The sequence below is a fragment of the Vogesella sp. XCS3 genome, from assembly GCF_020616155.1.
Classification (GTDB): domain Bacteria; phylum Pseudomonadota; class Gammaproteobacteria; order Burkholderiales; family Chromobacteriaceae; genus Vogesella.
This window is the reverse complement of record NZ_CP085530.1, coordinates 45,655-72,500: the sequence shown is the minus strand read 5'-3', so window position 1 is coordinate 72,500 and position 26,846 is coordinate 45,655. Positions and strand designations below refer to the sequence as shown.

The following is a 26,846-nucleotide window of genomic DNA, read 5'->3' as shown; positions in this document are numbered from 1 at the left end:
GCAGATTAGCGCAAAGCAGCCGGTTTATGCCAGACACGTTCGATTGATGCTAGCCGGTGAACCGGTGGTGATTGCGCGCAGCATCACCCTGGACGACTGCCGGGTATGGCGCCCGATACTGGAGCGCGGCAGCCGCTCGCTGGGGCTGACACTGTTTGGCGGCCTGCCTGGCCTGGGGCGCGAAGCGCTGCAGTTCCTGCAAAGCGATCACCCGCACCCGCTTTATACCCTGGCCAGCGTACACGATGCGCAGCATGCCCCCCAGCTGACCGCACGACGCTGCCGTTTTACCCTGGCCGACTCGCCCCTACTGGTAAGCGAGGTGTTTTTGCCGGCACTGGAGCACTACCTGAGATGAATACCACCCTGCTGCGCGAGCGCGCCAGTGTCTATGGCCAGCTGATGCGCGTAGACAAACCTATTGGCACCCTGCTATTGCTGTGGCCCACGCTGTGGGGCCTGTGGCTGGCCTCCAAGGGTCGGCCAGACTGGCTGGTATTGCTGGTTTTCGTGCTGGGTACCTTCCTGATGCGCTCGGCGGGCTGCGTAATTAACGATTACGCCGACCGCCATTTTGATGCCCACGTGGCGCGTACCGCCCAGCGCCCGTTTGCCCGCGGTGCGGTGACCGAAAAAGAAGCGCTACTGTTGGCCGCAGGCCTGGCGCTGCTCAGTCTGCTGCTGGTACTGCCGATGAACAGCCTGACACTGCTGATGAGCGTGCCGGCGGTATTGCTGGCAGCCACCTACCCCTTCACCAAGCGCTTCTTTCCGCTACCGCAAGCCTATCTGGGGCTGGCCTTTTCTTTTGGCATCCCCATGGCCTACGCGGCACAAACCGGGCGCGTAGACAGCACCGCGTGGTGGCTGCTGGCGGCTAACCTGTTCTGGACTGTGGCCTACGACACCGCCTACGCCATGGCCGACAAGCCGGACGACCTGAAAATCGGCATCAAGACATCCGCCATTACCTTTGGAGATTACGATGTCGCCGCCATCATGCTGTGCCACGGCGTGTTCATGGCGCTGATGCTGGGCCTGGGCTGGCAGCTGGGTCTGGGCTGGCCCTACTTTACCGGGCTGGCGATCTCGGCCGTGCTGATCGGCAAGCAGTATCTGGAGATCCGCACCCGTGACCGCGCCCTGTGTTTCAAGGCTTTTCTGGACAACAACCGCGTAGGAGCGGTGATGTTTGCCAGCTTGCTACTGGAATACGGGCTGTACCTGCACTAAGCGCCCCGGCCGCAGGCTGAAAGATTTCAATAACATTACCTGGAAATTTCAGCCCGATGCACCAAACTCCGGATATCTACTACCGGAGTTTTTTTATGCCCGCTTTTGCCGATATTCTGCCCACCCTCCCCACAATCGACCACATCAGCGCACTGAGCCTGCACAGCTCCAACGGCGAACAAGTGGCTTTGCTGGAAAACAAACCCGGCTCGGCAGGCTCTGTACGCCTGTACCACGCGCTGTGGCTGCAGCACGGTTGTATCAACCACGCCGCCGCCCAACAGGGCCTGGTGCTGTACGCAGAGCATACCGCCGACGCGCTGGCCTTCCCCGGCAAGCACCCCAATATCGACCGCCTGCTGGCCATCGGCCCTGACGAGGCGCTAAGCGTGCAGCTGACTCTGGCCTGATACCCTCGCCACAATACAAAACACCCCGCCAAGGCGGGGTGTTTTGCAGGGTACGACAAGTTGGCCGCAAGCTGCGGCCAACTAGCGGGCTAGATATCCTGCCCTTCCACGATACCGTCGTGGCTAGCCGACTTGCCTGGCAGTATCAGGTTGAGAATCAGCGCCAGCACCGAGCACAGCCCCACGCCCACCAGGCCGAAGGAACCGAACTTCAGCTCCAGGCCGCCGATACCGGCGGTGAGTACCACCGAGATGATCACCAGATTACGCGGCTCCATCAGGTCGACTTTGGCTTCGATCAGCGTTTTCAGGCCGATGGAGGCAATGGTACCGAACAGCAGCACCATGATGCCGCCCATTACCGGCATCGGGATGGACTGCAGCAGCGCGTTGAACTTGCCAAAGAACGCCATGGCGATGGCAAAGATCGCCGCCCAGGTCATCACCACCGGGTTGAAGTTGCGGGTAATCATCACCGCGCCGGTTACCTCGGCGTAGGTGGTCACTGGTGGGCCGCCGATCAGGCCGGCCACGCACACACCCAGGCCGTCACCCGCCAGCGTGCGGTGCAGGCCAGGGGTCTTGGTGTAGTCCTTGCCGGTCACACCGCCAATGGCCATTACGCCACCGATGTGCTCAATGGCCGGGGCAATCGCCACCGGCAGCATGAACAGCGCCGCAGCCCAGTTCACTTCCGGGCTATGGAACACCGGGGCGGCAAACCATGGAGCGTTGGCCACCTTGGCAAAATCCACCACACCCATGAAGGCTGCCGCGATATAGCCCACGGTCACCCCCGCCAGGATCGGCACCAGCTTGAACATGCCGCGCGCGTAGATCGACACCGCAATGGTGGTCGCCAGCGAGATGGCCGCCAGCAGCAGCGAGGTTTCATACGGCATGATCTGTTGGCCGCCAGCACGCCCCATGGCCATATTGGACGCCGCACCAGCTACCGACAGACCGATGATCATGATCACCGGGCCGATCACCACCGGCGGCAAGAGCTTGTTCACCAGCGCCATGCCGCGCCATTTCACGATGGCGGCAAACACGAAGTACATGAAACCGGCAAAGAACAGGCCAAACATGGTGGCGCCCTGCCCCCAGGTTTGCATCGAGTAAATGATGGGGCCGATAAAGGCAAAGGAAGAGCCCAGGAAGATGGGCACCTGACGGCCGGTACACAGCTGGAACAGCAGGGTGCCAAGGCCGGCGCCCAGCAGCGCCATGGCAGGGTTCAGGCCGGTCAGCAGCGGTACCAGCACCAGCGCGCCAAAGGCGACGAACAGGATCTGGGCACCGGACACGGCCACTTTCACTTGTTGGAACATAGGTTTTACCTTCTTGTTGTTGAATGCTTTGTGTCTGTGCAGCGTGTATTACACCGTGCAGTACATCACCGCCTGGGCAGTAATATTGTTATCTACCACCAGCTGCGTACTGTGCTGGCGAAACTGCGCCACCATCGCCTGCACGCGCTGGTAGGTCTGGTAAGCCGGCTGCGCCTGATAAGCAATATCCACACCCAGCCTGGCAGCCAGTTTCTTTATTGTCGTTGGCTTCACGCAGACATGTTGCTGCGGGTTGCTATACGCCAGAAACGCGGTGACCAGCGGCCACTTGGCGGCGTTGGCATTTTTGTCGTAGCGGCACAGCAGCAGTACGTCGACAAAATCGTCAAAGCTGGCCGCATCGCACCGCGCTAGCAGCGCGTGCAGGCAGCGTATAAACGGCTCGTGCACATCGCCAAACGCCAGATAGTTGCGAAAGGCAATCTTTTCGAACGTGCTGATCGTGGTACAGCGCCCGACAAACTGCCTGCAGGCTTCGATTACCTCGCCGTAACGCTGCTGCGCGATGGCTGCGGCCAACGTTGGCAGCGATAGCGCGGTATCAAACAGCGCCATGGCTTGCAGGGTACTGCGATGCTTTTTGCCTAGCGCCAGCCAGGCCGGGTCTTGCAAGCCACCGGGAAAGCGCAGCAGAAAATCCTGCTCGATCTGTGCTACTTGTGCCTTGCTGATGCTGCTGCTCATGCTGCCCCCAAGGTTGGCCGCGGCTGCAAAAAAGCCGCTTTTGCAAGCGGCTGTGTGCCAGGAATCAGGCGTGTTTGGTACCGAATATTTTGTCGCCGGCGTCACCCAGGCCCGGGATGATATAGCCGTGTTCGTTCAGATGGCTGTCCAGCGAAGCGGCCACGATCTGCACATCCGGGTGGGCATCGTTTACCGCTTTTACGCCTTCCGGGGCCGCTACCATTACCACCGCCTTGATGTGCTTGCAGCCATTGCGCTTGAGCAGGTCGATGGTGGCAATCAGCGAGCCGCCGGTCGCCAGCATCGGGTCGATGATCATGGCGATGCGCTCGTCCAGGTTGCCGACAAACTTCTCGAAATAGGACACCGGTTCCAGGGTTTCTTCGTTGCGGGCCAGGCCTACCACGCTGATCTTGGCCGACGGTACCAGGTCGAGCACGCCGTCCAGCATGCCGATACCGGCGCGCAGGATAGGCACCACGGTAACCTTCTTGCCTTTGATCTGCTGCACGTCGATCGGGCCGCACCAGCCATCGATGGTGACGGTTTCCAGCTCGAAATCACGGGTGGCTTCATACGCCAGCAGGCGGGCCAGCTCTTGGGTCAGCAGGCGGAATTTCATGGTGCTGATATCGCCCTCGCGCAGCAGGCCGAGTTTGTGTTGTACCAGCGGGTGATTGACTACGGTGATGTTCATGCTCTTCCCAAACCTTGGCAAAAAGCGGCTGCGCCAGGCTGGTGCCCGCGCAAACCGCTTTTCTTGATACGGAAAACCGGCCGCCAGGCGGCAGCCGGTTCGCTAAATTGGTATGGGGCAACATTGTACAAGCAAACAGCTGTTTGCAGCCATGCCCTCTATGCAGGGTTTTCCCTGTTTCGTGCGGCCAACTGTGTCAGATCAAACAAGACCACAGCGGATGCACCCAAACGATAGGCCGGAAAAAGACAAACCCTGCCGCAGACGCGACAGGGTTTGTGTAGCAAGACAGCCGCACGGGGCAGGCTGCGCTGCGGGCGATCAGGATGCTGCGATGTCTTTCAGCAGTTCCTGCAGCTCGCCGGCCTGGTACATCTCGTACATGATGTCCGAGCCGCCAACGAACTCGCCGTTCACGTACAGCTGCGGGATGGTCGGCCAGTTTGCGTAATCCTTGATGCCTTGGCGTACTTCCGGGTCGGCCAGCACATCGACGGTAACAAACTTTTCAACGCCACAGGCCTTGATGATTTGTACGGCACGGCTGGAAAAACCGCACTGCGGGAAGGTGGCGGAGCCTTTCATGTACAGCACGACCGGGTTTTCGGTCACGGTCTGGCGGATGGTGTCCTGAATCGACATGATCTTCCTTTTGCATTAATGGCCGGGCGATTACCCGACAAATTCAATCGACTATTCTAGGGCCGCAGGCGCTGCGACTCAAGCCTTGCGCTGCAACACGGCGGCAAAAAAGCCGTCGCTGTTATGCAGGTGCGGGCGCAGGCTCAGGTAATCACCAGTATCCAGCGCAATTTTCATCTCGACCAGCAGGGTGTTGGCTGGCAGCAGCTCGAAATCCGGGTGGCTTTCCAGAAACGCATTCACGATGTCCTGGTTTTCGGCCGGCAGCAGGCTGCACGTGGCGTACACCAGACGGCCACCCGTGCGCACCAGGCGCGAAGCCGAGGCCAGAATGGCGGTTTGCTTGGCGTTCAGCTCGGCTACGCTTTCCACGCTCTGGCGGTATTTCAGGTCCGGGTTGCGGCGCAGGGTACCCAGGCCGGAGCACGGCGCATCCACCAGCACGCGGTCGGCTTTACCGGCCAAGCGTTTTACCTTGGTGTCGTTCTCGTGTGCAATCAGCGTGCTGTTCACGTTGGACAGGCCGGAGCGCGCCAGGCGTGGCTTCAGGTTGGCCAAGCGTTTTTCCGAGATATCAAAGGCGTACAGGCGGCCACTGGAAGCCATCTGCGCACCCAGCAGCAGGGTTTTGCCACCGGCACCGGCGCAGAAGTCCACCACCATTTCGCCACGGCGCGCGCCGGTGAGCAGGCCCAGCAGCTGGCTGCCTTCGTCTTGCACTTCGATAGCACCACCGACAAACAGCGGGTGGCGAGCCAGCGCGGGCTTGCCTTTCAGGCGGATGCCGATCGGCGAATACGGGGTAGGCTCGCAGGCAATGCCGGAATCCTGCAGCTGGATCAGCGCGTCGTCACGCTTCATTTTCAGGGTATTCACACGCAGGTCCAGCGGCGCGTAAGACGCCAGGCCTTTACCCAGCGCAATCACCTCGCCTTCTTCCTGCTCGCCCAACAGGCCAATCACCCAGCCAGGCAGGCCGGAGCGGGCGCTCAGGTCGTCCGGCAGCTCGGCGCCTTTGACCGACGCCAGCCATTCGCGCTCGGTTTCTTTCATCACGCCATCCAGCTCGCGCAGGTTGGTACCACCGATACGCACCAGGGTAGCCAGCGCCAGGCGGCGCGAGTTCACCTGCTTGCCACACAGCGGACGCAGGGTTTCCAGGTGGCGCAGGCAGGCAAAGGCGGTTTCGGCAATCAGGTGGCGGTCGGTGCCGCCCAGTTTGCTGTGCTGGCGGAAATGCGCAGTGAGCACGGCGTCGGCCGGGCGATCAAAGCGCAGCATGGCAAACAGCACCTGTTCCAGGTGGTTGAATTGGCTAACGTTTACTTTCATTTTGATGTCTCGGTTGTCGTGGCGGCTGTTTCCAAACAGTGTCGCCATCTAGTTCAATCAGATTCGCACGCAGCTCGATACGCTTGTCTTTGTCTGCGCGCAGGATACGTACCGGAATATTGGCGAAGTCCGGGGCCAGCCAGAACTCTGTCAGCTCCCCCTCGTCTCGCACCCGAACCACTACGGCACGGATAGCACCTGCCCCCGTGTCAAAGTCGGTCTCGCCTTCCGGCCGCAGCGCCATGCGGTAAACCTTTTTACCCGTTGTGATCTGGATAGGCGCATCGCTCATCTTCTTGCCATGCAGCGCCAGCTGCACCCCCAGGCTGAGCCAGTCCTGGGCACCGCGTTGCAGCGGCTCGGTCTTGTGCTCCTTGTCGCCATAGGCCAATGTGGCGGCGGCCCAGTCAAAGCGGGCGTACTCGCGTGGCTCGCCGTTGCGCGTGGCCTTGAAGCTTTCTGGTCGCAAGCCCTGCGGCGTAATACTGCCCACGGCTTCGTAACGCAGCTTGGGGCCCACTACCGGCGTGACATCGGTGATCAAACTATAGTTGCCACCGTCGCGTTGCCAGCGCATCTCGCCACTACCCAGCAAAACGCCAGACAGGTACAAGCCATATTGCATGCGCGCCGCAGCAGGGAAGCGGGTAATGCGCTCGTCCGGCTTCACCACTTTGTCGCTATCCGCTTCGGCATTGTCAGCCGGCTTGCTGGCCACTTCAGCCAGCGGTGCACTGGCGGCAGGCTTGGCCACGTTGGGCGCTTTGGCCATGGGTGCGCTGGCCTCGGCCTGCGCTACCTGCTGATCCGGCGCGGGCGGCTCGGCGGCTACGGCACTGGCAGCCGGCTGCGGTTTGCGCTTGGCCGCTACCTTTTCATGCTTGGGCTTGGGCTTGTCGGCCACCGGCTGCGACGCCTCGCCACGCGGCACACCCAGTGTACCGGGGATGCGCGGGGCGCTTAACGCGGGCGGTTTGGGCGCATCCAGCTGCATATCCTGCAGCGTGGCGCTGAGCTGGCGTAGCGCCGGGTCTTCCGGCATATCGATGCTGTCAAACGACACCAGCCCGCTGCCCAGCGCCAGAATATGCGCCAGCAGGGACAGGATAAAGGCCACAGCCATCAGGCTGGCAGCCGGTTTGCGCCAGCGCTTCAACGCGGCGCCGGTACCATCAGGCTGGCGCTGGCCTGGCTGGCGGCCACGCCGCTGACGCGGCTGCCGTTTACCTGCAGCTCGCCGGCCACAAACTGGCGCACGGCTTGCGGGTACAGCTGGTGCTCCAGCGCCAGCACACGGTTAGCCAGCGCCGCCTCGGTATCGTCATCCAACACCGGCACCACGCCCTGCGCCACGATCGGGCCGTGGTCCAGCTCGGCCGTGACAAAGTGCACGGTGCAGCCGGCCACTTTGCAGCCCATGTCGATGGCACGCTGGTGGGTATGCAAGCCGGGGAACGATGGCAGCAGCGAAGGGTGAATATTCAGCATGCGGCCTTCGTAGCGCGCGGTAAACGCGGGCGTCAAGATGCGCATGAAGCCGGCCAGCACCACCAGATCGGGGGCAAAAGCGTCGATTTCACTGGCCAGGCGCTCGTCAAACGCTTCACGGCTGGCAAACTGCTTGTGGTCCAGGCCAACGGTGGCAATGCCACGCTCGGCGGCCCAGGCCAGGCCGGCAGCATCGGGGCGGTTGGCAATCACCGCGGCAATACGTGCGCCGGCGATCTGCGCATCGACAATGGCTTGCATATTGGAGCCACGGCCGGAAATCAGGATGACGATGTTTTTCATGTCAGCAGTCAAAAACGGTTGTGCAACAGCAGAAAAGTTGGCCGCAAACAGAAACGCCGCCAGCACTGCCGGCGGCGCCTTGCGTCAGCCAGACAGGGCTCAGGCTACCTGGGTCTGGTGCTCGTCGCCGTTACGGGCACGGATCACGCCGATGCGCGATACGGTTTCGCCCTGCTCGGCCAGGAACGCCGCTGCCGCGTCAGCATCTGCAGCATCCACGATCACGACCATGCCGATGCCACAGTTGAAGGTGCGGTACATTTCCTGCGCATCCACATTGCCTTCGGCCTGCAGCCACTGGAACAGTTTGGGCATGGTCCAGCTGCTGGCATCGATCTGCGCCACGGTGTTGGCCGGCAGTACACGCGGGGTGTTCTCGGTAATGCCGCCACCGGTGATGTGCGCCATGCCTTTTACCGTCAGCTTCTCCATCAGCGCCAGAAGGGGCTTCACGTAGATGCGGGTCGGGGCAATAACGGCCTCACGCAGGGTTTTATCGCCGTCAAAGGCAGCGTCCAGGTCTGGCTGGGCGCGCTCGATGATCTTGCGCACCAGGCTGTAACCGTTGGAGTGCACACCGTTGGATTTCAGGCCCAGTACCACATCGCCCGGCTTGATGTCGCGGCCGGTGATAACCTTGCTCTTTTCAACCACGCCAACGGCAAAGCCGGCCAGGTCGTATTCGCCCACCGGGTACATGCCCGGCATCTCGGCGGTTTCACCACCGATCAGTGCGCAGCCTGCTTGCTCGCAGCCTTCGGCGATGCCCTTGATTACATCGGTTGCTTGCGGCACATCCAGCTTGCCGCAGGCAAAGTAATCCAGGAAGAACAGAGGTTCGGCGCCTTGCACCAGAATGTCGTTGACACTCATGGCCACCAGGTCGATGCCGACGGTATCATGCTTGTTCCAGTCAAAGGCGAGCTTCAACTTGGTACCGACGCCGTCAGTACCGGAAACCAGTACCGGCTCTTGGTATTTTTTGGAAATTTCCACCAGTGCGCCGAAACCGCCGAGGCCACCGAGGACTTCCGGACGCATGGTGCGCTTGGCAAACGGCTTGATGTTTTCGACGAGCGCGTCGCCTGCATCGATATCGACGCCGGCATCACGGTAACTGAGGGACGTGGTGTTCAAGGTAAACTCGCTTTCTGCTAACGTGATCGTTTTGCTGCTTTGAGCGCCCTGGGCTCTTGGCCCAAAGCGGCTGTATTTTAACTGAAAAGACAATGGAACGCTCCCGCTCTGTTTATCTTCCGTGGTTGATTATCGCTATCGCGCTGGCAGCCTTGCTATGGCTGGCTGGCAGGCTCTCTGGCGTACTGGCGCCTTTTGTCACCGCGGCGATTCTGGCCTATATCCTGGACCCGGCCGTAGACCGGCTGCAAGAGAAAGGCCTGTCGCGCACCAGTTCGCTGCTGCTGGTCATGGCGGGCGGCTTTATTGCCATACTCGGGCTGATCCTGATCGTGGTGCCCATGCTGGTATCGCAAGCGCAGGCGCTGGCAGCCCGGCTGCCGGTACTGGTGGATTTTGTGCAACACCAGGCTCTGCCACGTATCAACGCCTGGCTGGGCACCAGCCTGAGCATAGACAGCGACAGCTGGCGCAATGTGCTGAGCCAGAACGCCGGCAATGTGCGCCAGACCATTACCCGCGTCGCGCCGCAGCTCACCCATGGCGGCGCCCTGCTGCTATCGAGCCTGGCCAACCTCAGCCTGCTCCCCATCCTTTTGTATTACTTCCTGCACGGCTGGGACGATATGGTGGCGCGCATCGCCAGCCTGATACCGCGGCGCTGGGAAGCCGAAGTTGGCCGCATCGCGCGCGAAGTCGACAGCATGCTGGGGCAATTCCTGCGCGGCCAACTCTCGGTGATGCTGATCATGGCGGCCATTTATGGCGGCGGCCTGTGGCTGGTGGGGCTGGATTCCGGCCTGGCCATCGGCATTATTGCCGGCCTGCTGGTGTTCATCCCTTATCTGGGCGCCTTCCTGGGCTTGCTGCTGGCGACCCTGGCTGCCGTGCTGCAGTACGACAGTGCCAGCGGCATCCTGATGGTGTGGGGTGTGTTCATGGTCGGGCAAATGCTGGAAAGCTTTCTGGTGACCCCCTACCTGGTGGGCGAGCGCATCGGCCTGTCGCCCATGACCGTGATCTTTGCCCTGATGGCGTTTGGCGAGCTGATGGGCTTTGTCGGCATCCTGCTGGCCCTGCCGCTTTCTGCCATTAGCGTGATTCTGATGCGCCATCTGGTCAGACATTATTTCAATAGTGGCTTTTATCAGCGTAAAATCGACCCCTGACTCTTTTTGACCGCCCCCATGTTGGATCAGCTTGTTCTAGACCTCAGCCCCACCCCGCTCCCCGCCTTCGATAATTTTCTGGCGCAGCGCAACCGCGAAATCATCGCAGCGCTTACCCACGAAGAAGGCGAGCGCTTCGTGTACCTGTGGGGCGAGCCTGGGTGCGGCAAAACCCACTTGCTGCAGGCGTGGATCGCCCACGCCGAGCGCATGGGCCGCGCCTCCATCTACCTGGACGCCCAGCACGAACAGCTGCCCGACTTTGCGCGCGAGGCCAGCTTCATCGCCGTCGACCACGTGGACGACCTGCCACCGGACGACCAGATCATGCTGTTCTCCATCTACAACTCGCTGAAAGAAAGCGGCGAAGGCCGCCTGCTGATGGCCGGCCGCCAGCCGCCTATGCAAGCCCCGGTGCGCGACGACCTGCGCACCCGCCTGGGCTGGGGCCTGGTGTTCGAGGTAAAAGCCCTGTCGGACAACGATAAGCTGGCTGCCCTGCGCCACCACGCCGCCAGCCGCCAGCTAGCCATTGGCGACGATGTCTTCCGCTACCTGCTCACCCACTGGCGGCGCGACCTGTCCAGCCTGATTACCATGCTGGACACGCTGGACCGCTACTCGCTGGCCATGCGCCGGCCCATCACCGTGCCGCTGGTGAAAAACGTATTGCAAACCGCCAACCCCGGAACCTGACATGAATCTTGCCCTGTTTGACCTCGACAACACCCTGATTGCCGGTGATTCCGACACCGAGTGGCCCAAGTTCCTGATCAAACGCGGCATTCTGGACCCGGACCACCACGCCCGCCAGAACGACTACTTTTACGAGCAGTACAAAGCCGGTACGCTGGACATCTACGAGTTTCTGGACTTCCAGCTGGCGCCGCTGACCCGTTTCAGCCGCAGCGAACTGGACACCCTGCACGCGCAGTACATGCAGGAACACATCCTGCCCATCATTCCGCAAAAAGCACGCGATCTGGTGGCCGCCCACCAGGTAGCCGGCGACGTGGTGATGATCATCACCGCCACCAACCGCTTCATCACTGCCCCCATCGCCCGCGAGCTGGGCGTGGCGCACCTGATTGCGGTAGAGCTGGAAGAGGACGCAGCCGGCAACTACACCGGCAAGCCCACCGGCGTACCCAGCTTCCAGGCCGGCAAGATCACCCGCCTGAACGACTGGTTGGCCGCACGTGGCGAGACGCTGCAAAGCTACGACAAGAGCTATTTCTATAGCGACTCGCGCAACGACCTGCCGCTGATGTCCATCGTGACCCACCCTGTTGCCGTCGACGCCGACGATACCCTGCTGGCGCACGCACGCGAGCACGGCTGGCCCGCCATCACGCTGCGCGACTAGGCCATGCTACAGCTCACCACGGCTACCGCCGCCGACCTGCCCGCGCTCAGCCAGCTGGTCAACCTGGCCTACCGCCCCGGCGAGGGCCAGGCCGGCTGGACGCACGAGTCGGCGCTGATTCGCGGTGCACGCACAAGCGAGGCGCAACTGGCCGCCGTGCTGGCCGCGCCCGGACAAGTGCTGCTGGGCTGGCAAGCGGGGCAGCTGGTAGCCTGCGTGCATATCGAACCAGCCGACAGCTACGGCTATATCGGCATGCTCGCTGTCGACCCGGCCTGCCAGGCTGGCGGTATCGGCAAAGCCATGCTGGCGCACGCCGAAGCCACGCTGGCCAGCCACTACCGGCTGCTGCGGGCACGCATGAGCGTACTGGCCGGCCGCCCCGAGCTGCGCGCCTACTACCTGCGTCGCGGCTATCAGCCCACCGGCGAACGCCAGCCCTACCCGCTGGGCGCGGGCGTCGGCCTGCCGCTGGACGCCGCGCTGGATCTGGAAATGCTGGAAAAACCGCTCGTCGCCTGAACCGGAGCTGCAATGGACAAACTGGAAGCCTTTCTTACCCGCGCCGAAGCCCTCATGGCCCGCCTGGAACCCCTGCTACCGCCGGCCATTCCCGAGCCGGACTGGTCTGCCCCGGCCTTCCGCTGGTGCCGTGCCGGCCTCAGCGGCTGGCTGGAAGCCATCCACGCACCGCATACCGTGCGCCTGGCCGACTTGACCGATATCGAGCGTCAAAAAAACCTGATCGTGCGCAACACCGAGCAGTTTCTGGCTGGCCGCCCTGCCAATAACGTATTGCTTACCGGCGCCCGCGGCACCGGCAAGTCGTCGCTGATCAAGGCGCTGCTGGCCGAGTACGCACAGCGCGGCCTGCGCGTGATCGAAGTGGACAAAAGCCACCTGCCCGACCTGGGCCAGATCGTGGCGCTGGTGGCCACGCGGCCGGAGCACTTCATCCTGTTTTGCGACGACCTGTCGTTTGAGGAAGGCGAAGACAGCTACAAGGCGCTGAAGTCAGCGCTGGATGGTGGCCTGGCGCAGCGCGCGGCCAACCTGCTGGTGTACGCCACCTCCAATCGCCGCCACCTGATGCCCGAGCGCGCCAGCGAAAACCGCGAGGGCTGGGTGAAAGATGGCGAGATTCACCCCGGCGAAACCACCGAAGAAAAAGTATCGCTATCCGACCGTTTTGGCCTGTGGCTATCGTTCTACCCGTTTGACCAGCACGCCTACCTGGCGGCAGTACGCGGCTGGCTGGCCCATTTCAGCCTGCCGCTAGACGCAGAGGCCGAACGCGCCGCGCTGCAATGGAGCCAGCTGCGCGGCAGCCGTTCCGGCCGCGTGGCCTGGCAGTTTGCCTGCGACTGGGCCGGGCGCGAGCCTGCCGAACGCATAGCCGAGCTGGGCCGCTAAACCCGACACCGGCCGCCTGGCGGCCAACTCTGGGCACCATGACAGAACACAAACACACTATTCCCGTGGTCGCCGGCGCGCTGATGCGCCCGGATGGCCAGTTCATGCTGGGCAGCCGCCCGGCCGGCAAACCCTACCCCGGCTACTGGGAATTCCCCGGCGGCAAGGTAGAAGCCGGCGAAGCGCCATTCGACGCGCTGGTTCGCGAGTTCCAGGAAGAAATGGGCATTACCGTCACCCACGCTACGCCGTGGCTGCGCCGCGTACACCATTACGAGCACGCCTCGGTCGAGCTTCTGTTTTATCGTATCTGGGCGTGGCAGGGCGAGCCCCAACCGCACGAAGGCCAGGCCTTTGCCTGGCAGCAACCCGGCCACCTGTCGGTAAAACCCATGCTACCGGCCAACGACCCTATCCTGCGCTCGCTGCAGCTGCCGGACGTACTGAACCTCACCTGCATTGCGGAAACCGGGCGCGACGCGCTGCTGGACAAGCTAGCCCAGCGCCAGGACGCGCCGTGGGTCATCGTGCGCGAACCGCAAAAAAACCGCGAACAGTTGGCCGCACTGGTAGGCGAGATCAGCGAAATCATCCACCCGCGTGGTGGCAAGCTCATCGTCAACGCTGACCCTGCATGGCTGAAAGGCTGGCCGGTAGACGGTGTGCAGCTGAACAGCCAGCGCCTGGCAGCCAGCGAAACTCGCCCGCACTTTGCCTGGGTGGGCGCATCCTGCCACAGCCGCGCCGAGCTGGAACGTGCTGCCGCGCTGGGGCTGGACTACGCGCTGCTGGGCCACGTGCAGCCCACCGCCAGCCACCCCGATCAGGCAGCGCTGGGCTGGGACGGGCTGGCTAGCTGCCTGGCCCCGGCGGCACCGCTGCCGGTGTTCGCGCTTGGCGGGCTGCGTGCGGCCAACCTTGACGAGGCCAGACAAGCGGGTGCGCACGGTGTGGCGCAAATGCGGGGGGCCTGGCAATGAAAAAACTCAGCCGCCAGCAATGGCTGTTTGTCGGCATTGCCCTTATCTGCTTTGCCGTGCTCAAAGCCGGGTTGATCTACTGGTATCTGCAAAATAAAGGCAGCGAATTGCAACGCCAGGACGTGAGCTGCAGCAACCTGCAGCAGGGCTGCACCCTGCCGGATGGCAGCGTGCTGCGCTTTGACCGCACACCGCGCCACAGCCAGCCATTCCTGATCAGCCTGAGCAAACAAGGCAGCACTGCACCGGCAGCCGAGTTTTCCATGGAAAAGATGGATATGGGCTTTAACCGCTATCGTTTTATCGATGGCCAGTCACAATGGCAGGCCAAGGTGACGCTGCCGGTCTGCATCAGCGGCAGCGGCGACTGGCTGCTGGACCTGAAGTACAGCGACCACAGCTACCGCGTGCGCTTCCAGAGCTTGTAAGCCTCCCCCTTCGCCAGACAGCAACCCTGGCTGCCCCCACCACCGCCCTGCCGGGCTAGCCGTCTGCCCGGTAGGACTCTGCACCTATACCCCGCCGCATGGCAAACCTTGTCGATGCGCGCCAGCCGCTTCAGCCTGGCACGGGATTTGCTCAATCTATCCTGCTCTTTGGAGCGACAGGTGTTGTTTCCCGTTTTTTGGGCTTGGTTTCGATAAACCGGGCGTGGAGAGGGAAATATTTTGCACAATCTTGGTGCAAAAGCTTCCCGAATTGGTGCAATGCGCCAATTCGGGGCTTCTTTTCAGGATATTGCACCACGCGAAGCGGGGTGCCGGGTTTGATAGAGGGAGAACCAGAACGGCTAAGCCGTCATCTCAACAAGCCAGGGGTTGGCCGCAGCAATGCGGCCAACCTTTTGCTTTTCTGGCCCTTGCATCAGCAGCAATGCACCATCTCAGGGCTGGTCGCCCACCAGGTAGCGCTTGCTCATCTGCTTGAACAACGGTGTACCAGATACGCGCAGGCACTCGAACAGCACCATTTCGCGCGTTACCAGCACCGCGCCTGCATCACGCAAGCGCTGCAGGCCATAGTCGCGGTCCAGCAGCGAGCGGCTGGATACCGCATCCGCCACCACAAATACCTGCTTGCCTTCTTGCAATAGCCCCATCACGGTTTGCAACACGCACACATGGGTTTCCATGCCGCACACAATGACCTGGCGGCGCGACATCAGGCTATCGGGCAGGCACTGCCCTTCCATGCAGGAAAAATGCAGCTTTTCTACCACCGCGGCCTGTGGGGCCAGTGCCGACAGCAAAGGCAATGTCTCGCCCAGCCCTTGCGGGTATTGCTCGGAAAACACAACCGGCACCCCCAGATCCACCGCCGCCGCAATCAGCCAGCGGCAACGCGCTACCATGCCACTGGCGTCCTGCACCGCTGGCACCAGTTTTTCCTGTATGTCTACCACCAGCAGCGTGGCATCGTCTTTGTTGATCAACATGCTTGCTCCTCCGGATGACTTTGCAGCTTAACTGCTGCCCGCAATCAAGGGCAAACCCCTGATGGGCAAGGCAATAAAGTATGGCAACATCAAGCATCCACAAAACCAACAGACCCACGCCACCGGAGAGTGACATGCTGCAAGGTGCCTACCGCGAATTTCATCAACGTATCCTGGAAACCCTGCCTGCTCGGCGGGTGTTTACCGACCCGTTGTCAACGCTGGCCTACGGCACCGACGCCTCCTGTTACCGGCTGACGCCCAAAATCGTCATCAAAAGCGAAAGCGAAGCCGAGGTGCGCACTATTCTGCGCGAGGCGGCCAGCCTGCAACTGCCGGTGACCTTCCGTGCCGCCGGCACCTCGCTGTCGGGCCAAGCGGTCAGCGACTCCATCCTGATTGTGGCCAGCCACGGCTGGAAAAGCCTGCAGGTGCTGGATAACGGCCTGGCCATCCGCTTGCAGCCGGGCGTGATCGGCGCCGAGGCCAACGCCGCGTTGCTGCCGTTCGGCCGCAAGATCGGCCCCGACCCGGCTACCATCAACTCGGCCATGATCGGTGGCATCGTCAACAACAATTCCAGCGGCATGTGCTGCGGCACCGCCGAGAACACCTACCAGACGCTGAAATCGCTGCGCATGGTGCTGGCCGATGGCACGGTGCTGGATACCGGCGACGCGGCCAGCGTGGCCGCCTTCCGCGTAAGCCACGCCAGCTTGCTGGCGCAGCTGGGCGCGTTGCGCGCACGTATCCTGGCCGACGACACCTTGGCCGCGCGCATCCGCCGCAAGTACAAGATGAAGAACACCACCGGCTACAGCCTGAACGCGCTGCTGGATTTTGCCGACCCGGTGGACATGCTGGCGCACCTGATCGTGGGCAGCGAAGGCACGCTGGCCTTTGTGTCCGAGGTGACCTACCACACCGTGGTGGAGCACCCGCACAAGGCCTCGGCCCTGGTGTTCTACCCCGACATCAAGGCCGCCTGCGACGCCATCCAGATCCTGGCGCAGCACAAGGACGTGGTGTCGTCGGCCGAGCTGCTGGACCGCGCCAGCCTGAAATCGGTAGAAAACAAGGCCGGCGTGCCGGACTTCATCAAGACGCTGGGGCCGGACGCCGCCGCCATCCTGATCGAAACCCGCGCCGCCAGCCCGGACGCCATTGCGGCCAACGTAGACGCTATCAGTGGCTATATCGCGCATATCCATACCGAAACCGGCATCCGCTTTACCAGCGACGTGGCCGAGTACACGCAGTACTGGAACATCCGCAAAGGCATGTTCCCCAGCGTGGGGGCGATGCGCGCCGCCGAAACCACGGTCATCATCGAAGACGTGGCCTTCCCCATCGAGCACCTGGCCGAAGGCACGCTGAAGCTGCAGGCACTGTTCCGCCAGTTCCATTACGACGAGGCCATCATTTTCGGCCACGCGCTGGAAGGCAACCTGCACTTTGTGTTTACCCCCAATTTCAGCGGCCCGACCGAGATCGCCCGTTACGAGGCATTTATCGAAGCGGTGTGCCAGCTGGTGGCGGTGGAATACGAAGGTGCGCTGAAAGCCGAGCACGGCACCGGCCGCAATATGGCGCCTTTTGTCGAGATGGAATGGGGCCCGGCCGCCTACCGCCTGATGCAGGAAATCAAGGCGCTGTTCGACCCGCAGGGCATCCTGAACCCGGACGTCATCATCACCCACGACAAGCTGCTGCACGTACGCGACCTGAAGCCGATCCCGGCGGTGGGCCCGCTGATCGACAAGTGCATCGAGTGCGGCTTCTGCGAGGTAATGTGCCCCAGCCGCGCCATTACCCTTACCCCGCGCCAGCGCATTGTGGCCAACCGCGAAATGGCGCTGCTGGAAAAAACCGGCGACAGCGACCGCCTGGCCGAGATCCGCGCCGCCTACCAGTACGCCGGCGACGAGACCTGTACCACCTGTGGCCTGTGCGAAACCGCCTGTCCGGTGGGCATCAACACCGGCAGCCTCACCAGCCTGATCCGCCAGGCCAGCCTGAGCGACGTGGGCTGGGCGGTGGCCGATACGCTGGCCGACAATTTTGCCACCGCTACCACCGGCGCCAAGCTGGGGCTGAAGGCGCTGGACGTGGTACACGCGGTGGCTGGCGACGGCGCCACCGGCGGCGTGATGCGCGTGCTGCGCAAGGTGGGCGGCCGCCATATTCCGCGCTGGAACCGCTACTTCCCGCGCGCGGCCGGCAAGATGAAAACGCTGGGCGTCAATGCGCACAGCCCGCGCCAGGTGGTGTATCTGCCGTCCTGCCTCACCCGTACCTTCGTGCCGTCTCGCCATATGCCGGACCAACGCCCGCTCAACGAAGTAGTCGCCTCGGTACTGGGTAAAGCCGGCTACGGCATTGTCTACCCCGACGGGCTGGCCAATCTGTGTTGTGGCACGCCGTTCAAGTCCAAGGGTGCGCAGGACGCTGCCGACAAAAAAGTGAGCGAGCTGGAAGCCGCACTGCTGGCCGCCAGCGACAACGGCCGCCTGCCGGTGATCATCGACAACGGCGTGTGTACCGCCGCGCTGCTGGACGGCATCCGCGACCCGCGCCTGCAGGTGATGGACGTCACCAGCTTTGTGCATGAGGTAGCGGCAGAACACCTGAGCTTCACCCCGCAGGACGAGCAAGTGGCGCTACACGTGGTATGCAGCATGCGCAAGAAAGGCCAGGCCGGCATGCTCAACGCGCTGGCGCGCCGCTGCGCCACACAGGTACTGGAACCCAAGGGCATTACCTGCTGTGGTTTTGCCGGCGACAAGGGCTTCAGCCACCCGGAGCTGAATGAAAGCGCGCTAAGCGGCCTGCGCCAGCAGGTCCGCGACTGCGGCAGCGGCTTCTCTACCAGCGCCACCTGCGAGATCGGCCTGTCGGAACACGGCGGCATCCCCTACCAGCACCTGATGGTACTGGTAGACCGCGCTACCCAGGCCAAACGCTAAACGGCTAGCCATCCGCTTGCGGCCAACCTTGCTGCCCGTGCCGGCTTGCCCGCACGGGCAGTTGCCATTTGGCATGCGGCAATGGCAAGGTAGGGTTTCGGGCACGGCCAACCGCCGCCGCAGCCCATCAACTCCGGGAGCCCCCATGGCTTATACCATCCGCCGCCTGCAGCCCACCGATGCGGCTGCACTGTTCCGCCTGCGCCAATCCCCCGGCGTAGTACGCAATACCCTGCAACAGCCGTTCCAGTCACTGGCTGCTACCCAGGCGCTGCTCGACAACTATCCGGAAACCAGCCACACGCTGGTGGCCTGCACCGATGACGGCGAGCTGGTAGGCTGTGGTGGCCTGCACGCATCTGGCCACAGCGTGCGCCGCCGCCATTCCGCGCTGTTCTTCCTGTTTGTGCGCGACGACTGGCAGGGCAAAGGCGTGGGTAGCGCGCTGCTGCGTGCGGTACTGGACTACGCTGACAACTGGCTGGACCTGAAACGCATCGAGCTGGACGCAGTACACGACAACCACGGCGCCATCGCACTGTACGAGCGCTTCGGCTTCCGCCACGAAGGCGTCAGCCGCGGCTTCAACCTGCGCGAAGGGGTATACGAGGACGCGGTGCTGATGGCAAGGCTGCGTTTCCGTGAGGGTGAACTGGGCGCACCACTGGGCGGAACACAGGATCAGGCTGGCGAACGCGTGGCAGCCGGCAGCGCCTTCAGCCTGCGCCACGCCGAACCGGGCGACGCCAACGGCATGGCCGCCCTGATGGCCTACGACAGCACCTACGGCAATACGCTGCAGCTGCCCTACCCCAGCCCCGCCATCTGGCAGCAGCGCCTGAAACAACCAAGCCGCACCGTTCTGGTGGCCTGCGACGCAAGCGGTACCATCATCGGCCACTGCGGCGCCTGGTCACCCAGCGATAACCCGCGGGTAGCGCATATCATCGGCGTGGGCATTTCGGTAACGCCAGCCTGGCAAGGCCGTGGCGTGGGCAGTGCACTGCTGTCTGCCATGGTGCAGCAGGTCCGCGATTTCCAGCCTTACCGCCGTATGGAGCTGACCGTGTTTGCCGGTAACGCGCCAGCCATTGCGCTGTACCGCAAGCTGGGTTTCCAGCAGGAGGCAGTACTGACGGGCTATGCCTACCAGGCCGGGCAGTACCGCGACTGCCTGCAAATGAGTTTGTGGCTGAAATAAAAAGTCCAGGCATGTTTAACATGTCCGGGCTTTTCAGGGGCTTGCCAGCCTGGCCGGCTAATGCGGCCAACTACGGGCTCTTGGTCGGGATACGGTTACTAGACCGCCACTTTGCATACCAGGCTGTACACGGCAGGGTGGCCACCAAGGCTGTACATGCCACCGAGCATAATCTGGTTGGTTTCATGCGCGCCAACCATCAGGCTGCCATTTTTGCTATCGGCAGCCGCACCATCCAGCCCTAGGTTCACAGCGGCATAGGCTGAATTAGCCCAGAGTGCACTACCGGCAAACTGCTTGCTTACCTTGCCACCACTGCCATCCGCGGTGATGGTAAATGCCGCGTCTACCGTCCCGTCCGCTTTCACGGTAACGGTGGGGCTACTGATAGCGACGGCAGTAATGGTGCTGTCTGTTGATGGCTTGGTCACGTGCGCATCGGCACAGGACAGCTTGGCGCCCGCCAGACTAGCGCCATACGAGCTGGTGGCGGGGTGATACACCAGATAATGCGCGGCATTGGCATCGGTCAAGGTCAGGTATTGGGTAAAACCTACCGTAGCTGTGCCTTTATTCCAGCGACCGACTGCATACCACTGGTCGCCGTGCATTTCTTTCACACCGTAGCTACCAGCCAGCGAATTGGTAGAAAACTTGGTAACGGCGCCATTTGCCGTCTGTACAAGATCGGTAGCATTCGCCACCAGGCTGATCCCCTTGCTGAACATGCCGCCGCGTAAGCCATTGGTATCGAGTAGTTTGCTAACGCTACCGGAAAAATCACCGCTGGATGGTGCAGGAACCGTTGTAGTGGCAGAGCCAGTTGGGAAAGCAGGGGCGACAGCATCTCCACCACCGCCGCCACCACATGCTGCCAGCGCCAGTGGCAGGCCCAGCCATGCAATCAGCTTTAGTTGACTTTTCATTAGTGCATACCTCATTTAGTCAAAACGAGTATGCATTTTGTTTAATTGCCAAATGGCATTAAAAATATAGCCACGGCTATTCACTTAAAATTCAGTGTTTGTATATAGAAAGCGGCTTTGTTGCACAAATCAGTGCTTGCGTCCGTCCGGTAGAATGACCGCATGAGCAAGCCCCTTCCTCCCAAGTACCAAACCATCAACTGGCAGTCATACAACCAGTCCCTCAAGCAACGAGGGCAGCTCCTTCTCTGGCTCGACAAAGGCATGAACTGGTTGGCACCGGCTACCGGCAGGCGGGGACGGCAGCTAACTTTTTCTGATGCTGCCATCCAGTTCTGTCTCACCATCAAATGCCTCTTTGGCCTGGCGCTACGGCAAGCCACAGGTATGGTCGAAAGTATGTTGCGCCTGGCTGGCCTTGACTGGGCCGTCCCCGACTTCAGCACGCTTTCCCGCCGCCAGAAAGACCTGCAAGTCCGCATCCCGGTACAGAAAAAGCAAGGTTGTCTGCATCTCTTGGTGGATAGCACCGGCATCAAGATGATGGGTGAAGGCGAGTGGAAGGTGAAAAAGCATGGCGCTGATTACCGCCGCCAATGGCGCAAGCTGCATCTGGGCATAGATGCGCAAACGCTGGAAATCCGGGCAATGGAAGTGACCGACAATCGCACTGGAGATGCCACGATGCTGCCAGAGCTGCTATCGCAAATTCCGGCGGGAGAGGGACTGGTAACCGTCACCACGGATGGGGCGTACGACACACGCCTATGTTACGCAGCGATTGCAGAGCGTGGGGCGGCAGCCATCATTCCCCCACGTCGAAATGGCCAATTCTGGAAAGGGAATTTACGGGGCAATCAGGCTCGCAATGAGTCGCTACGAGCGGTGAAGTATCTGGGGCGCGCGCTCTGGAAAAAGTGGAGTGGCTACCATCGCCGCAGCTTGGTCGAAACGAAGATGCACTGTTTCAAATTGCTGGCAGATCGGGTTAAGTCACGGGACTTTGACCGGCAAGTAGCGGAGCTTCAAATCTGTGCAGCGATTCTGAATCGCTTCACAGCACTGGGCACGCCGCAAACGGTCCGTATGGGATAAATCCGTCTGGGGATTGGGGTAGTTCGACCTACGGCTGATTTGTGCAACAAAGCCATAGAAAGCAGACACTGTGAATTTCCATTTCAATGAAAATTATCGATACCAATAAAAACAAAGCCCCGCAGTGCGGGGCTATTTTTTGACCAACCGGCACGCTTAGCGTTTGCCGAAATGGTAAGGGGACAACTTGTAGTACGGGTTCAGCGGGTGCCAACCGGTCAGTGCTTTTGGCTGCGCCGCCAGGCGGGCACGCACGGCACCAGCCAGAAAAGCCAGCGCACCACCGACGATAGGCATCAGCAGAAAGTAGACCGCGCACAGCACAATCAGGGTTTCCATGATTTCTCTCCAATAATGTATACACATTATCGGCCATGACAGCCGGAAAATCGTTCAGAAACAGGACACTAGCTTTGCACGGCGCGACATGGTGGCGCAGAAAAACAAAAAGCCGCCCGAAGGCGGCTTTTTGATGATGCCGTTACGCTGGATTAAACAGCAGCAACAACAACGATCTTCACTGCAGCAACCACGTCGTGGTGCAGAGCGATTTCTACATCGTACTCACCGATGGCCTTCAGTTGGCCGTTCGGCAGACGAACTTCGAAACGCTTAACTGCAACGCCAGTAGCAGAGATAGCTTCGGCGATGTCAACGTTGGTTACGGAACCGAACAGACGGCCGTCAACACCTGCTTTTTGAGCGATGGTGAAGGAAGCGTCTACCAGTTTTTCAGCGCGAGCTTTCGCGTCTGCCAGAATTTCAGCCTGTTTGGCTTCCAGCTCGGCACGGCGAGCTTCGAATTCTTGCAGGTTAGCGGCGGTTGCGCGTTTTGCTTTGCCTTGCGGGATCAGGAAGTTACGGGCGTAGCCGTTCTTCACGTTTACCACGTCACCCAGTACACCCAGGTTAGCAACTTGTTCGAGCAGAATGATTTGCATCTTGTCGTATCCTTATCCCGGAATTAATGCTGGTCGGTGTACGGCAGGAAGGCCAGGAAGCGCGCGCGCTTGATGGCTTCGGACAGCTGACGCTGATAGCCTGCTTTGGTGCCGGTGATACGGGCCGGGATGATTTTGCCGTTTTCGGCAATGAAGTCCTTCAGCAGATCAACGGATTTGTAGTCGATTTCCTTGATGCCTTCCGCGGTAAAGCGGCAGAACTTCTTGCGCTTGAAGAGTTGACGAGCCATGTGATTAACCTTTAACAAATTCAACAAATTCGATGTGTAGAACCAACCGCGGATTACGTAGACTGCGCTGATTCAGAAAGCCTGTGCAGTGCACGGTGTTTCCTGCCATCTTCCCTGCCAGCTGTTTGGCTAGCTCCCCCATTGCTACGGCCTGTATTTCACAGGACACGTCGCGCTCCAGGGTGGCAATGGTTTGCCGGGAGTGATGCCTGAGCCACATTTCCAGTACCGGCATGCCGGCTGGCGTGTGTCGCAAAGGATCTTCGCGTTCGACCGTAACGGTCAGTTCAAGTCGGTTCTGCAAGGATGCAGTGTTGCCCAATTAGGCAGCTACTTCAGCCTCGGCTGCAGCTTGCTGGCCTTCCAGCAGGCTCTTGGCCTTTTCGTCCTTCATCATCGGGGATGCTTCGGTGATAGCACGAGTCATCTTGATGGTCAGGTGACGCAGAACGGCATCGTTGAATTTGAAGGCGTGCTCGATCTCGGCCAGAGTTTCCGGAGCGCACTCAACGTTCATCAGAACGTAGTGAGCTTTGTGAACTTTCTGGATCGGGTAAGCCAGTTGACGACGGCCCCAGTCTTCCAGACGGTGGATCTTGCCATCAGCGTTCAGGACCATGCCCTTGTAACGCTCAACCATAGCACCAACCTGTTCGCTCTGATCCGGATGGACGATGAACACGATTTCGTAATGCCGCATGTGAACTCCTTGTGGCTATAAAGCCCTTCGTCATGCGCGATAGCGAAGGGCAAGGGTTAAAAGCTGAAGATTGTACGGAGTTTGGCCTGCACTAGCAAGCCAAACGCGTGGATATTCAGGCATTTGCCGCCTGCGGCTGCCGATGTGTCAGCCGATTACATCAAAACCGGCGTTTTCTACCGCTTGTTGCCAGGCTGCCGGCTGGGCATCGCCGTTAAAGCCTATGGTCACCGTCTTGCTGGCCAGGTCTACCTGCACCTCGGCTACGCCGGGCACCGCCTGTAGTGCACGGGTAACGCCGGCGGCACAGCCACCGCAGGTCATGCCGTCTACCTTGATCGTTTGCTGATCCATGTCTGTTCTCCTGTTCAACGCATTTTCTTGAGCAAGGTCATCACTTCGGCGATGGCCTCGTCGCTATTGCCTTCGTTTACCGCGCGGGCCACGCAGCCCTTGAGGTGGTTTTCCAGCAGCTGCTGCGCCACGGCGTCCAGCGCCGAGCGGGCGGCGGCGATCTGGGTCAGTACGTCCACGCAGTAGCGGTCGCCTTCTATCATGCCGGCAATGCCGCGCACCTGGCCTTCCAGCCGCGCCAAGCGCTTGAGCAGCGCGGTCTTGTCTGGCTGCACCACGCTTTTGGGCGTATGGCAGCAATCGTGTTGCGGTTCGGTCATGGCTTACCCCGGCAGAAAGTCGATCTGCGCCATCATGCCCTGGTCTTCGTGCTCCAGGATGTGGCAGTGGAACATGCGCAGCCCCGGCAGCGTCTGCACGAAGCGCAGGCGTACCATGCCGCCAGCCGGTACATTCACGGTGTCGCGCCACGCCAGGAAGGGCTCGTCTTCCCAGATGCCATCCACCGTGCGTGCCAGTACCTGGAACTGCGTGCCGTGCAGGTGGAACGGGTGGTCCATATGCGCATCGGCAATCACTTCCCACTCTTCGATGCGGCCAACCTGGCCGGTACCGTCGATGCGGTTCATGTCGTAGCTTTTGCCGTTGATCAGGAACGGCGCTTTCGCATCGGCCATGTTTTCCGACAGCACAATCTTGCGGCGGAAGCCCGGCGCGCCCAGCGGCGCAATCGGCCGCAACGTGGCGGGCAGCGCCAGGGTTGGCCGCATGCCATAGGCCACAATATCCGCCAGCGTTTCGTCTTTTTCCTGCTCCGGGTGCATGCGTTTGCCACGCTCGTACGGCTGGCTGACGAGGCCGGCAGGCTGGCCGGGCTTGAAGCGGCCGGTGACCACCAGCTCGCAACGCTCGCCTGGCGACAGCAGCACGCTGTCTACCGGCTGCGGCGCGCCGATCAGGCCGCCATCGGTCCCCACCAACAGCACCTCGTGCGCCGGCAGCGCCAGCTTGATGATGCGGCTGCTGGTGGCGTTCCAGATGCGCCAGCGCTGGCGCTCGCCCTCGGCCAGCGTGATAGCCGGCTGCCAGGCGCCGTTGATCAGCACGAACTGGCCTTCACGACCGTCGTGCAGGTCGGCCATATCGTTGGCCGGAATCTGGCGCTGCGCGTCCAGCTTCAGGTCGGACAGCAGCAGGTGGCGCTCCGGCAGGTGGCGCAGCGGGTCTTGCTTGCTGCGGATGATCAGCGGGCCGGCCAGGCCACGGAACGCCTGCTCGGCGGTATGACCGTGCGGGTGCGGGTGATACCAGTAGGTACCGGCACAACCGGCAGGCAAGGTGTAGCGGTAGCGGCGGCGCTGGCTGGGCGCAACCGGGTCTTGCGGGTTGCCGTCTTCGGCGGGTGGTACCGGCATACCGTGCCAGTGAATGGTGGACGGCTGCGTTAGCGCGTTCTCGAAGCCGATGTCCACTTCGTCGCCTTCCCACAGCTCGATTAGCGGGCCGGGCACGCTGTCGTTGTAGGCCCAGAACGTGGTTTTGGCGCCCTCGCCCCACAACGCCACCTGTACCGGCGCCGCGCGCAGGCTGCCGACAAAGCGGCCGGCCTCGCTGCTTTCATTCACCAGCGGCTGCAAGGCTGGCAGGCGTTCGCCGCTGGGCAGCTTCAGGCTGGCATCGGCGGCGGTTGGCATGGCGCCATCGCTGCCGTGGGCCATATCGTGCCCCATGGCGGCGTGGTCCATGCTGCTTTGCGCCAGCGCCGGTCGCAGCGCAGGCAAGCTTGCGGCCAACAGGCCGGCGGTTTTCAGGAAATGGCGACGCTGCATGACGACTCCTTGTGTCAGTTGCATAGAACTATATACCCCATATGGGTATGTAGACAAGGCGTCCAGCATGGTGTTCCGACACCATGGCAATAAAAACTTGCCGCATGCAAAAAGGCCTGCCCGCCATAGCGGACAGGCCTTTGAATGACCCAAAAAAAGCTTAGCCCTGCGTCAGCACACGCTGGCGGCGGCTTTCGCTCAGCACCATGCCGGACGATACCGACACGTTCAGGCTTTCTACGGTACCGAACATCGGGATGGACACCAGCACGTCGCAGTGCTCGCGCGTCAGGCGGCGCATGCCTTCGCCTTCGGCACCCATCACCCAGGCCAGCGGGCCGCTGGCGTCGAAATGGTACAGGTCGGTGTCGGCTTCCATGGTGGTGCCGGCAATCCACACCCCGGCGTCTTTCAGGTCGCGCAGCGTACGCGCCAGATTGGTTACCGTAATGTAGGGCATGACTTCAGCGGCACCGCAGGCCACCTTGGACACGGTGGCATTCAGCGTGGCGGAGCGGTCTTTCGGGGCGATAACCGCGTGTGCGCCCATGGCGTCGGCTACGCGCAGGCAGGCGCCCAGGTTGTGCGGGTCGGTCACGCCGTCCAGAATCAGCAGCAACGGCGGCTCGGACAGGTTTTCCAGCACGTCGTCCAGCGTCACAAAGTTCTGGTTGGCGTCGATCATTGCTACCACGCCCTGGTGGCGAGCGTTGCCGGTAAGGCTGTCCAGGCGCGCTTTGTCCACAATGTGGGCTTTCACGCTTTCGCCGGCGGCCTTGTCCAGCACGGCTTGGGCGCGGGCGTCCTGACGGCCGCCGGCCAGAAAGATTTCCAGCACCGATTTCGGGTTTTGCCACAGGCGGGCATTAACGGCATGAAAGCCGTGAATGAGTTTCTTGTTGCTCATGAGGCATCACCTTATCAATAGAACCGCGCATT

The 26,846-nt window shown here is 61.6% G+C and carries 32 protein-coding genes (1 of these 32 running past the window's edge); 13 read left to right on the top strand and 19 right to left on the bottom strand.

The features are described from left to right. The 3 genes from LCH97_RS00390 to LCH97_RS00380 all read left to right on the top strand — a co-directional run. Nucleotides 1-358: the 3' portion of a chorismate lyase gene (locus tag LCH97_RS00390; RefSeq protein ID WP_227302867.1), read on the top strand. It extends 176 nt beyond the left edge of the window; the window shows 358 of its 534 coding nt (coding positions 177-534); the start codon falls outside the window, past its left edge; it ends in the stop codon at nt 356-358. After that, complete coding sequence (ubiA, locus tag LCH97_RS00385; RefSeq protein ID WP_227302866.1) at nt 355-1,233, top strand: 4-hydroxybenzoate octaprenyltransferase; 879 nt, start codon at nt 355-357, stop codon at nt 1,231-1,233. The genes LCH97_RS00390 and ubiA overlap by 4 nt, the downstream gene beginning before the upstream one ends. A gap of 95 nt (nt 1,234-1,328) precedes the next feature. Continuing rightward, nucleotides 1,329-1,643 carry a DUF2322 family protein gene (locus LCH97_RS00380; RefSeq protein WP_227302865.1) on the top strand — a complete coding sequence of 105 codons (315 nt, stop codon included), beginning with the start codon at nt 1,329-1,331 and terminating at the stop codon, nt 1,641-1,643. Between the two features lie 89 nt (nt 1,644-1,732). Here LCH97_RS00380 and LCH97_RS00375 read toward each other — a convergent pair whose 3' ends face one another. From LCH97_RS00375 to purM, 8 genes are all read right to left on the bottom strand, one after another. Then, a complete protein-coding gene (locus tag LCH97_RS00375) occupies nt 1,733-2,977 on the bottom strand; it encodes a uracil-xanthine permease family protein (protein WP_227302864.1) in 1,245 nt (414 codons plus the stop codon). A gap of 48 nt (nt 2,978-3,025) precedes the next feature. Beyond that, on the bottom strand, nt 3,026-3,682 hold the full coding sequence (locus tag LCH97_RS00370) for a hypothetical protein (RefSeq protein WP_227302863.1): 657 nt from the start codon (nt 3,680-3,682) through the stop codon (nt 3,026-3,028). A gap of 64 nt (nt 3,683-3,746) precedes the next feature. Continuing rightward, on the bottom strand, nt 3,747-4,379 hold the full coding sequence (gene upp / locus LCH97_RS00365; RefSeq protein ID WP_017509997.1) for a uracil phosphoribosyltransferase: 633 nt from the start codon (nt 4,377-4,379) through the stop codon (nt 3,747-3,749). A 321-nt stretch (nt 4,380-4,700) separates the two neighbouring features. Further along, nucleotides 4,701-5,024 (bottom strand): Grx4 family monothiol glutaredoxin, encoded by a 324-nt coding sequence (grxD, locus tag LCH97_RS00360; RefSeq protein WP_206211521.1) that lies wholly within the window; start codon nt 5,022-5,024, stop codon nt 4,701-4,703. Between the two features lie 75 nt (nt 5,025-5,099). Beyond that, entirely contained in the window at nt 5,100-6,353 is a 1,254-nt protein-coding gene (locus LCH97_RS00355) for an RsmB/NOP family class I SAM-dependent RNA methyltransferase (protein WP_227302862.1), read from the bottom strand. Then, a complete protein-coding gene (locus LCH97_RS00350) occupies nt 6,337-7,509 on the bottom strand; it encodes a DUF3108 domain-containing protein (RefSeq protein WP_227302861.1) in 1,173 nt (390 codons plus the stop codon). The genes LCH97_RS00355 and LCH97_RS00350 overlap by 17 nt, the downstream gene beginning before the upstream one ends. Beyond that, nucleotides 7,506-8,144: a phosphoribosylglycinamide formyltransferase gene (gene purN / locus LCH97_RS00345; RefSeq protein ID WP_227302860.1), complete on the bottom strand. Its 639-nt coding sequence runs from the start codon at nt 8,142-8,144 to the stop codon at nt 7,506-7,508. Before purN ends, LCH97_RS00350 begins: the two co-directional genes overlap by 4 nt. 99 nt (nt 8,145-8,243) lie before the next feature. Further along, nucleotides 8,244-9,281 carry a phosphoribosylformylglycinamidine cyclo-ligase gene (purM, locus tag LCH97_RS00340; protein ID WP_227302859.1) on the bottom strand — a complete coding sequence of 346 codons (1,038 nt, stop codon included), beginning with the start codon at nt 9,279-9,281 and terminating at the stop codon, nt 8,244-8,246. A gap of 92 nt (nt 9,282-9,373) precedes the next feature. Here purM and LCH97_RS00335 point away from each other — a divergent pair, with 92 nt between their 5' ends. The 7 genes from LCH97_RS00335 to LCH97_RS00305 are packed head-to-tail and all read left to right on the top strand — an operon-like array spanning nt 9,374 to nt 14,637. Then, entirely contained in the window at nt 9,374-10,450 is a 1,077-nt protein-coding gene (locus tag LCH97_RS00335) for an AI-2E family transporter (protein ID WP_227302858.1), read from the top strand. Between the two features lie 18 nt (nt 10,451-10,468). Further along, the gene (hda, locus tag LCH97_RS00330; RefSeq protein ID WP_017509990.1) at nt 10,469-11,146 is read left to right on the top strand and encodes a DnaA regulatory inactivator Hda; all 678 of its coding nucleotides are present in this window, start codon (nt 10,469-10,471) and stop codon (nt 11,144-11,146) included. Between the two features lies 1 nt (nt 11,147). Then, a complete protein-coding gene (locus LCH97_RS00325) occupies nt 11,148-11,816 on the top strand; it encodes an HAD family phosphatase (RefSeq protein ID WP_227302857.1) in 669 nt (222 codons plus the stop codon). Nucleotides 11,817-11,819: 3 nt separating this feature from the next. Continuing rightward, a complete protein-coding gene (locus LCH97_RS00320; RefSeq protein WP_227302856.1) occupies nt 11,820-12,338 on the top strand; it encodes a GNAT family N-acetyltransferase in 519 nt (172 codons plus the stop codon). A gap of 12 nt (nt 12,339-12,350) precedes the next feature. Next, nucleotides 12,351-13,229 (top strand): ATP-binding protein, encoded by an 879-nt coding sequence (locus tag LCH97_RS00315; RefSeq protein WP_227302855.1) that lies wholly within the window; start codon nt 12,351-12,353, stop codon nt 13,227-13,229. Between the two features lie 38 nt (nt 13,230-13,267). After that, nucleotides 13,268-14,209: a Nudix family hydrolase gene (locus LCH97_RS00310; protein WP_227302854.1), complete on the top strand. Its 942-nt coding sequence runs from the start codon at nt 13,268-13,270 to the stop codon at nt 14,207-14,209. Next, a complete protein-coding gene (locus tag LCH97_RS00305; RefSeq protein ID WP_227302853.1) occupies nt 14,206-14,637 on the top strand; it encodes a hypothetical protein in 432 nt (143 codons plus the stop codon). Before LCH97_RS00310 ends, LCH97_RS00305 begins: the two co-directional genes overlap by 4 nt. Nucleotides 14,638-15,092: 455 nt before the next feature. Here the strand turns inward: LCH97_RS00305 and LCH97_RS00300 are convergent, their stop codons facing one another. Continuing rightward, on the bottom strand, nt 15,093-15,644 hold the full coding sequence (locus LCH97_RS00300) for a hydrolase (RefSeq protein WP_227302852.1): 552 nt from the start codon (nt 15,642-15,644) through the stop codon (nt 15,093-15,095). Between the two features lie 134 nt (nt 15,645-15,778). Here LCH97_RS00300 and LCH97_RS00295 point away from each other — a divergent pair, with 134 nt between their 5' ends. After that, complete coding sequence (locus tag LCH97_RS00295; protein WP_227302851.1) at nt 15,779-18,610, top strand: FAD-binding and (Fe-S)-binding domain-containing protein; 2,832 nt, start codon at nt 15,779-15,781, stop codon at nt 18,608-18,610. Nucleotides 18,611-18,755: 145 nt separating this feature from the next. Further along, entirely contained in the window at nt 18,756-19,811 is a 1,056-nt protein-coding gene (locus LCH97_RS00290; protein ID WP_227302850.1) for a GNAT family N-acetyltransferase, read from the top strand. 98 nt (nt 19,812-19,909) lie between these two features. Here the strand turns inward: LCH97_RS00290 and LCH97_RS00285 are convergent, their stop codons facing one another. Next, the gene (locus LCH97_RS00285; protein WP_227302849.1) at nt 19,910-20,737 is read right to left on the bottom strand and encodes a hypothetical protein; all 828 of its coding nucleotides are present in this window, start codon (nt 20,735-20,737) and stop codon (nt 19,910-19,912) included. A gap of 162 nt (nt 20,738-20,899) precedes the next feature. Here LCH97_RS00285 and LCH97_RS00280 point away from each other — a divergent pair, with 162 nt between their 5' ends. Then, entirely contained in the window at nt 20,900-21,832 is a 933-nt protein-coding gene (locus LCH97_RS00280; protein WP_227301451.1) for an IS5 family transposase, read from the top strand. 156 nt (nt 21,833-21,988) lie between these two features. Here the strand turns inward: LCH97_RS00280 and LCH97_RS00275 are convergent, their stop codons facing one another. From LCH97_RS00275 to rlmB, 9 genes are all read right to left on the bottom strand, one after another. After that, nucleotides 21,989-22,171, bottom strand: coding sequence for a hypothetical protein (locus LCH97_RS00275; protein ID WP_017509981.1), 183 nt, complete (start codon nt 22,169-22,171; stop codon nt 21,989-21,991). 152 nt (nt 22,172-22,323) lie between these two features. Continuing rightward, nucleotides 22,324-22,773, bottom strand: coding sequence for a 50S ribosomal protein L9 (rplI, locus tag LCH97_RS00270; protein WP_017509980.1), 450 nt, complete (start codon nt 22,771-22,773; stop codon nt 22,324-22,326). Nucleotides 22,774-22,796: 23 nt separating this feature from the next. Continuing rightward, nucleotides 22,797-23,024 (bottom strand): 30S ribosomal protein S18, encoded by a 228-nt coding sequence (gene rpsR / locus LCH97_RS00265; protein WP_017509979.1) that lies wholly within the window; start codon nt 23,022-23,024, stop codon nt 22,797-22,799. A 4-nt stretch (nt 23,025-23,028) separates the two neighbouring features. Beyond that, complete coding sequence (gene priB / locus LCH97_RS00260) at nt 23,029-23,328, bottom strand: primosomal replication protein N (protein WP_147689251.1); 300 nt, start codon at nt 23,326-23,328, stop codon at nt 23,029-23,031. 18 nt (nt 23,329-23,346) lie between these two features. Continuing rightward, nucleotides 23,347-23,724, bottom strand: a complete 378-nt coding sequence (gene rpsF / locus LCH97_RS00255; RefSeq protein WP_017509977.1) for a 30S ribosomal protein S6 — start codon at nt 23,722-23,724, stop codon at nt 23,347-23,349. A 147-nt stretch (nt 23,725-23,871) separates the two neighbouring features. Further along, on the bottom strand, nt 23,872-24,078 hold the full coding sequence (locus LCH97_RS00250; RefSeq protein WP_227302848.1) for a heavy-metal-associated domain-containing protein: 207 nt from the start codon (nt 24,076-24,078) through the stop codon (nt 23,872-23,874). Nucleotides 24,079-24,092: 14 nt separating this feature from the next. Further along, nucleotides 24,093-24,398, bottom strand: a complete 306-nt coding sequence (locus tag LCH97_RS00245) for a metal-sensitive transcriptional regulator (RefSeq protein WP_227302847.1) — start codon at nt 24,396-24,398, stop codon at nt 24,093-24,095. 3 nt (nt 24,399-24,401) lie between these two features. Further along, on the bottom strand, nt 24,402-25,907 hold the full coding sequence (locus LCH97_RS00240; RefSeq protein WP_227302846.1) for a multicopper oxidase family protein: 1,506 nt from the start codon (nt 25,905-25,907) through the stop codon (nt 24,402-24,404). 160 nt (nt 25,908-26,067) lie between these two features. Next, the gene (gene rlmB, locus LCH97_RS00235; RefSeq protein WP_227302845.1) at nt 26,068-26,814 is read right to left on the bottom strand and encodes a 23S rRNA (guanosine(2251)-2'-O)-methyltransferase RlmB; all 747 of its coding nucleotides are present in this window, start codon (nt 26,812-26,814) and stop codon (nt 26,068-26,070) included. Nucleotides 26,815-26,846: the final 32 nt, after the last annotated feature.

Bases quoted from the DNA above. Each gene is read 5' to 3' on its own strand.
- LCH97_RS00285 (WP_227302849.1), bottom strand. From the start codon at position 20,737: ATGAAAAGTCAACTAAAGCTGATTGCATGGCTGGGCCTGCCACTGGCG.
- LCH97_RS00245 (WP_227302847.1), bottom strand. From the start codon at position 24,398: ATGACCGAACCGCAACACGATTGCTGCCATACGCCCAAAAGCGTGGTG.
- rpsF (WP_017509977.1), bottom strand. From the start codon at position 23,724: ATGCGGCATTACGAAATCGTGTTCATCGTCCATCCGGATCAGAGCGAA.
- purN (WP_227302860.1), bottom strand. From the start codon at position 8,144: ATGAAAAACATCGTCATCCTGATTTCCGGCCGTGGCTCCAATATGCAA.
- LCH97_RS00320 (WP_227302856.1), top strand. From the start codon at position 11,820: ATGCTACAGCTCACCACGGCTACCGCCGCCGACCTGCCCGCGCTCAGC.
- rpsR (WP_017509979.1), bottom strand. From the start codon at position 23,024: ATGGCTCGTCAACTCTTCAAGCGCAAGAAGTTCTGCCGCTTTACCGCG.
- LCH97_RS00355 (WP_227302862.1), bottom strand. From the start codon at position 6,353: ATGAAAGTAAACGTTAGCCAATTCAACCACCTGGAACAGGTGCTGTTT.
- LCH97_RS00295 (WP_227302851.1), top strand. From the start codon at position 15,779: ATGCTGCAAGGTGCCTACCGCGAATTTCATCAACGTATCCTGGAAACC.
- LCH97_RS00280 (WP_227301451.1), top strand. From the start codon at position 20,900: ATGAGCAAGCCCCTTCCTCCCAAGTACCAAACCATCAACTGGCAGTCA.
- rplI (WP_017509980.1), bottom strand. From the start codon at position 22,773: ATGCAAATCATTCTGCTCGAACAAGTTGCTAACCTGGGTGTACTGGGT.
- LCH97_RS00380 (WP_227302865.1), top strand. From the start codon at position 1,329: ATGCCCGCTTTTGCCGATATTCTGCCCACCCTCCCCACAATCGACCAC.
- hda (WP_017509990.1), top strand. From the start codon at position 10,469: ATGTTGGATCAGCTTGTTCTAGACCTCAGCCCCACCCCGCTCCCCGCC.
- LCH97_RS00325 (WP_227302857.1), top strand. From the start codon at position 11,148: ATGAATCTTGCCCTGTTTGACCTCGACAACACCCTGATTGCCGGTGAT.
- LCH97_RS00250 (WP_227302848.1), bottom strand. From the start codon at position 24,078: ATGGATCAGCAAACGATCAAGGTAGACGGCATGACCTGCGGTGGCTGT.
- LCH97_RS00370 (WP_227302863.1), bottom strand. From the start codon at position 3,682: ATGAGCAGCAGCATCAGCAAGGCACAAGTAGCACAGATCGAGCAGGAT.
- LCH97_RS00305 (WP_227302853.1), top strand. From the start codon at position 14,206: ATGAAAAAACTCAGCCGCCAGCAATGGCTGTTTGTCGGCATTGCCCTT.
- LCH97_RS00275 (WP_017509981.1), bottom strand. From the start codon at position 22,171: ATGGAAACCCTGATTGTGCTGTGCGCGGTCTACTTTCTGCTGATGCCT.
- LCH97_RS00335 (WP_227302858.1), top strand. From the start codon at position 9,374: ATGGAACGCTCCCGCTCTGTTTATCTTCCGTGGTTGATTATCGCTATC.
- LCH97_RS00310 (WP_227302854.1), top strand. From the start codon at position 13,268: ATGACAGAACACAAACACACTATTCCCGTGGTCGCCGGCGCGCTGATG.
- ubiA (WP_227302866.1), top strand. From the start codon at position 355: ATGAATACCACCCTGCTGCGCGAGCGCGCCAGTGTCTATGGCCAGCTG.
- LCH97_RS00240 (WP_227302846.1), bottom strand. From the start codon at position 25,907: ATGCAGCGTCGCCATTTCCTGAAAACCGCCGGCCTGTTGGCCGCAAGC.
- rlmB (WP_227302845.1), bottom strand. From the start codon at position 26,814: ATGAGCAACAAGAAACTCATTCACGGCTTTCATGCCGTTAATGCCCGC.
- upp (WP_017509997.1), bottom strand. From the start codon at position 4,379: ATGAACATCACCGTAGTCAATCACCCGCTGGTACAACACAAACTCGGC.
- LCH97_RS00375 (WP_227302864.1), bottom strand. From the start codon at position 2,977: ATGTTCCAACAAGTGAAAGTGGCCGTGTCCGGTGCCCAGATCCTGTTC.
- LCH97_RS00290 (WP_227302850.1), top strand. From the start codon at position 18,756: ATGGCTTATACCATCCGCCGCCTGCAGCCCACCGATGCGGCTGCACTG.
- LCH97_RS00300 (WP_227302852.1), bottom strand. From the start codon at position 15,644: ATGTTGATCAACAAAGACGATGCCACGCTGCTGGTGGTAGACATACAG.
- LCH97_RS00315 (WP_227302855.1), top strand. From the start codon at position 12,351: ATGGACAAACTGGAAGCCTTTCTTACCCGCGCCGAAGCCCTCATGGCC.